The sequence below is a fragment of the Streptomyces carpinensis genome, assembly GCF_002154505.1.
GTDB classification, from domain to species: Bacteria; Actinomycetota; Actinomycetes; order Streptomycetales; family Streptomycetaceae; genus Streptomyces; species Streptomyces carpinensis.
In genome coordinates this window covers 1-5,153 of record NZ_MUBM01000318.1, presented here as the reverse complement: position 1 = coordinate 5,153, position 5,153 = coordinate 1, and the positions used below count along the sequence as shown (strand labels likewise).

The window sequence follows — 5,153 nt, the reverse complement described above, 5'->3', positions numbered from 1 at the left end:
GCCCGGTCCACCGCCGCCGTGCGGGATGCAGAACGTCTTGTGAAGGTTGAGGTGTGACACGTCGCCACCGAACTCACCGGGCTTGGCGATCCCGAGCAGCGCGTTGAGGTTGGCGCCGTCGACGTACACCTGCCCGCCGTGCTCGTGCACCAACTCGCACAGCCGGGTGATGCTCTCCTCGTACACGCCGTGCGTCGAGGGGTACGTCACCATGATCGCGGCCAGGTCGTCGGAGTGCTTCGCGCACTTGGCCTCGAGGTCGTCGAGGTCGACCGTGCCGTCGGGCCGCGACGCCACCACGACGACGCGCATCCCGGCCATCACGGCCGAGGCGGCGTTGGTGCCATGCGCGCTGGCCGGGATCAGGCACACGTCGCGTCCGGGCCGGCCGTTGCTCCGGTGGTAGGCGCGAATCGCCAGCAGGCCCGCGAGCTCGCCCTGCGATCCGGCGTTCGGCTGGATGGAGACCTTGGCGTAACCGGTGACCTCGGCCAGCCACGTCACGAGCTGCTCGACCAGGGCCAGGTACCCAGCCGCGTCCGTGAGGGGCGCGAACGGGTGCAGGTCCGCGAACCCGGGCCAGCTGACCGGCTCCATCTCCGTGGTTGCGTTGAGCTTCATCGTGCAGGACCCGAGCGGGATCATGCCGCGGTCCAGCGCGAAATCACGGTCGGAGAGCTTGCGCAGGTAACGCAGCATCGCGGTCTCCGAACGGTACTGGTGGAAGACCGGGTGGGTGAGGAAGGGGGAGGTACGGCGCAGTCCCGGCGGAAGCGCCGCCGGAGCGCCGGCCGCCAGCCCGTCCAGGTCGTCGCCGACCCAGCCGAAGGCGTCGAGCCCGAGGCGGACGTGGTCCTCCGTCGTGCCCTCGGAGCAGGAGATGCCGACGTGGTCGCCGTCCACCAGCCGCAGCCGCAGGCCCTTGTCGTGCGCGGCCGCGACGACCTCCTCGGCACGGCCAGGGACCCGCACCAGCAGGGTGTCGAAGAACTCACGGTGCACCACCGTGATCCCACTCGCCCGCAGACCCGCGGCGATGAGCGTGGCGTGCCGGTGCGTCCGTCGGGCGATCTCGGTCAGACCGTCGGGGCCGTGGTAGACGGCGTACATCGACGCGACCACGGCGAGCAGAACCTGCGCCGTGCAGATGTTGGAGGTCGCCTTGTCGCGCCGGATATGCTGCTCGCGGGTCTGCAGGGCGAGGCGGTACGCCGGTCGGTCGGCGTCGTCCACAGACATGCCCACGAGCCGGCCGGGCAGATGGCGTTCGAGCCCTGCGCGGACCGCGATGTAGCCGGCGTGCGGCCCGCCGTAGAACAGGGGGACACCGAAGCGCTGGGACGAGCCCACGACGATGTCGGCGCCGCACTCACCCGGTGGCACCAGCAGGGTGAGCGCCAGCAGGTCGGCGGTCACGGAGACCAGCGCCCCGCGAGCCTGCGCAGCAGCAGTCACCTCGCGCAGGTCGCGGACCGCGCCCGAGCAGCCGGGGTAGGACAGCACCACCCCGAAGAAGTCACCCTCCGGCAGCGGCTTGGCGACGTCAATCTCGACGACCTCGATGCCGACCGCCGCTGTACGCGTGCGCAGGACGTCGAGGGTCTGCGGCAGAGTGTCACGGTCGACCAGGACGCGGGGGTGGCTCTTGCCTGCGACGCGGCGCATGACCGTAACGGCCTCGGCGACCGCCGTACCCTCGTCGAGCAACGACGCGTTGGCAGTCGGCAGCCCGGTGAGGTCGCCGACCATGGTCTGGAAGTTGATCAGTGCCTCGAGCCGGCCCTGGCTGATCTCCGGCTGGTACGGCGTGTAGGCGGTGTACCACGACGGGTCCTCCAGCACGTTGCGCCGGATCACCGCGGGCGTGGTGGTCGCGTGGTAGCCAAGGCCGATCATCGGGACAGCCACGGTGTTCCTGCTCGCGAGCTCCTGCAGCTCGGCGTGCGCCTCGGACTCAGTGGCGGCGGCGGGCAGGTTCAGGTCGGAGGTGCTCCGGATGCCGCTCGGAACGGCGGCGTCGATGAGGCCGGCCAGTGTCGGATAGCCGACTTCGGCCAGCATCTTGGCGCGGTCGGCGTCGCTGACGCCGATGTGACGGGTGGCGAACGCGCCGGACGCGGAGGATGCGGGTGAGGTCATGGCGGGAGGCTCCCTGTTGAAGGCACCGCGGACGCGGCACCGCGGACGGGTGACCTCCCCGCTCTGTCATCGGTACCTGAGAGCTTCACCACCGGGTCCGGCGGTTTGCACCGTGGGCGCAGGACGTGGCGTCCTGACTTTCCAGAGGAGCCTCGCCGAAGCGGTAGGTGGGCCTGAGAGATTCCGGGGAGGGTTGCTCCTTCGGCGCCTCGCCAAGGGTGGGCGAGGACTCTCCCGCTTCGGTTCGAACAGCGCGATGTCGAGTTGTCGAGCCTGGCCAAGCGGTCAGGTGGTGCTGCCGTCAAGGCTGGGCAGCACCCTGACGGCACCTGGTGACTGCTGGGGCACGCCCACAATCAGGCGTGGTCCTCGGACGCGAGCACAAGGATGGCGACGTGGTTCTTCGTCATGAGCGTGACCAGGTCGAACACCACGGTGGCTGCAGCGACACGGGTGATCTCGGCGTGGTCATAGATCGGAGCGGCTAGGTGTTCCGGGCTTCGAAAGACCATGCTCGAAGGCACCGAACGTCGACGGGGATACAACAAACCATGGGGGCTTCCTCGAGTGTCGAGCACAGGCAGAAGCCTGTGCGGCCGAGTGAGCCTCCCCCTCTGTCATGTGGCCTGAGAGCTTCGCCGCGGGGATCCGCGGCTTGCACCGTGGGCGAGGCGCGTGAACGCCTGCTTTCCAGAGTCCGCCTCCGCTGCGCGGTAACGAGGCCTGAGAGTTTCCGGGGAGGATTTGCTCCTTCGGCGCCACGCCGTTACAAAACGTGGACTCTCCCGCGCAGAATCGTCAGCAGAGTATTCGGTTGTCCGGTCCTTCGGGCGACAACCTACGGGCACCGCAATACGGCCGTCAAGTGCCCGCGGCTTCGGGCTCACCGGTGGTAGTCCCCGTAAGGGCGTAGCCCTTGAGCTGCCGACTGTAAACGCCGGCTTCGGGGAGTAGGCACCTCTCTTACCCGGCAGCCATGGGCAGTGGTTCGCCCGTTCTTGGCCACCGACACATCGTCGATCACCCCGGCCGTCGGCGTGATCAACGCAAGCATCCATTCGGCGATCCGCCGCTGCACCGGCATGGGATCCCACGTGGAGTGGTTCACGAACTGCTGCAGGTTCTGCGCGTTGCCGTCTGGCAGCCGCGAGGCCATCGCCCGGATGGACTTGCGGCGCCCGCCCTACTCCTGATACGGCCGCTCACCGCGTCCGCGCGTGGGTCGATGCTATGGCTGACCAGATCGCGTACGGCATCGGTGTCCGCCAGGGAAAGCCCGTCGCGGTCGGTGTCACTGACTCTCGAGCCCTGGCCGAGGGCACCATCACCCCTGCCCAGAATGAGAGCTACGCGCCACTGTCGCGGCCTTCCTGACCCACGCCGACGGCGAACCGCACACCCTCGCCCCCAGCCACGGCGCCCGCCCGCCGCTGTTCACCTACGACGTGCTGGTGACCTGCCAGGATATGGCCACAGCGTTCGGCATGGAGGTGGTGCCGGCACGGGTGGAGGCACTGCGGTCGAAAGCGAAACGCCTGGTCGCCCGTGGCTGGCTGGCCGAGCAGCAGCCGGGCCGGTTCACGCTCGCGCAGGGCGTGAGCGGGCCAAACGGCGGGTCATGAGCAGGATCATCGACCAGTAGATCATCGCCTCGGCGCTGGCGGTCTGCGCTCGGCGCGTGCCCAAGCTCGGGAAGTCGCCTGGATGCAGGCCGCCGAGCAAGGCGAGGGCATACGCGCAGTCTGGGCCGCGAGACGTATTTGCCTGGGAGACGCGAGCGAAGTCGCGCGGGCGGAACCGCCCGCTCTTCAGGTGCCTCTCAATGTCTTCGAGGCTGTGTCCGGTGAGCTCTGGCATCCGCCACCACACGAACAGCCACGCCGCGACGTTGAACATCCCGTAGATCCAAAACACCTGGCCCACACCGAAGACACTGATCATCGTCAGCAGTGTGAGCGTGATCAGCAGGTTCGTGCCCCACAGAGTGGCCGACTGCACGCTTGCGGCCGCCGCACGCACCGCCAGGGGGTAGATCTCGGAACCGGTCAGCCAGCCCATCAGCTGGAGCCCGCCAGCGTTGAAAAACATGAAGGCCAGCAGGCAGGCGACGATTGGTGGCACGTAGGCGCGGCCGGAGTGGCCGGTGACGCAGAAGGCGCCGAGCGCGAACAGGCTCAGTGCCGTGCCGGGCACCATCACCAGAGTCAGCCGGCGGCGCCCGACCTTGTCGACGATGATCAGGCCGACCACCATCATGACGAGGTAGACCGTGCCCAGCGCCACGCTGACCCAAAGCGCGGTCGTCTTGGAGAAGCCGTTGTCGGTCAGGATGGTCGGCGCATAGTAGATGATCATTTCGATGCCGGACAGCTGGGTGAACAGGGCAATGCCGCAGCCGACTGCCAAGGCCGGCCGTACCCACGGCTGCCGCAGCCCGCTCCAACCGCGGTTGCCTCTGCTGGTCCGCTGCTGGCGTCCCTCCAGAGCGACGATCTCTTCGAGCTCGGAGGAGACGTCGTAGCCGTCGGGCCGCAACCTGTAGAGCACCTTCTGCGCCTCCTCCGCACGACCGAGGCCGAACTTGAGCACCAACCACCGCGGGCTTTCGGGCAGGCGCAACTGAAGGAGAAGCATCACCAGCGCCGGTGCGGCGGCTGCGCCAATCGCCTCCCGCCAGGAGACCGTCTCGCTCGCACCCACGAGCGTCGCGATGACGATGCCGACACCGATGGCGAGCTGGAAGCGGAGCCCAGACGTCCGCGGATCGACTTGGGGGCCAGCTCGGCAACGTACATGGGTACGGTCTGAGTGGCGCCGCCGACGGCGAAGCCGAGCAGCACCCGGGCCAGGGCCAGAGCGACCGCAGTGGGCGCGAGTGAGCTGGCCAGGCTGCCGAGGACGAACACCACGCAGATCATCAGGATCGTGCGGTGTCGACCGACACGTTCGGACAGCAGGCTGCAGGCGAGGGAGCCGACCACGGCACCCAGGAGGATCGCGGCCGCGATCACCTC

2 protein-coding genes, 2 pseudogenes and 4 riboswitches are annotated in these 5,153 nt (G+C 68.5%); all 4 genes and pseudogenes read right to left on the bottom strand.

The genetic code is table 11. The features are described from left to right. Positions 1-2,139: aminomethyl-transferring glycine dehydrogenase (gcvP, locus tag BZY54_RS35695; RefSeq protein WP_086729462.1), on the bottom strand; the 2,139-nt coding region annotated here is incomplete at its 3' end. A 53-nt stretch (positions 2,140-2,192) separates the two neighbouring features. Next, positions 2,193-2,290, bottom strand: a riboswitch (glycine riboswitch). Continuing rightward, positions 2,291-2,386: riboswitch (glycine riboswitch) on the bottom strand. A gap of 109 nt (positions 2,387-2,495) precedes the next feature. Then, complete coding sequence (locus tag BZY54_RS49755; RefSeq protein WP_208640876.1) at positions 2,496-2,651, bottom strand: hypothetical protein; 156 nt, start codon at positions 2,649-2,651, stop codon at positions 2,496-2,498. 100 nt (positions 2,652-2,751) lie between these two features. Then, a riboswitch (glycine riboswitch) is annotated at positions 2,752-2,835 on the bottom strand. A gap of 5 nt (positions 2,836-2,840) precedes the next feature. After that, positions 2,841-2,937: riboswitch (glycine riboswitch) on the bottom strand. A 190-nt stretch (positions 2,938-3,127) separates the two neighbouring features. After that, positions 3,128-3,319: pseudogene (locus tag BZY54_RS35690) on the bottom strand (transposase); the annotation flags it as partial. A gap of 398 nt (positions 3,320-3,717) precedes the next feature. Beyond that, positions 3,718-5,120, bottom strand: a pseudogene (locus tag BZY54_RS52440) (sugar porter family MFS transporter). Positions 5,121-5,153: the final 33 nt, after the last annotated feature.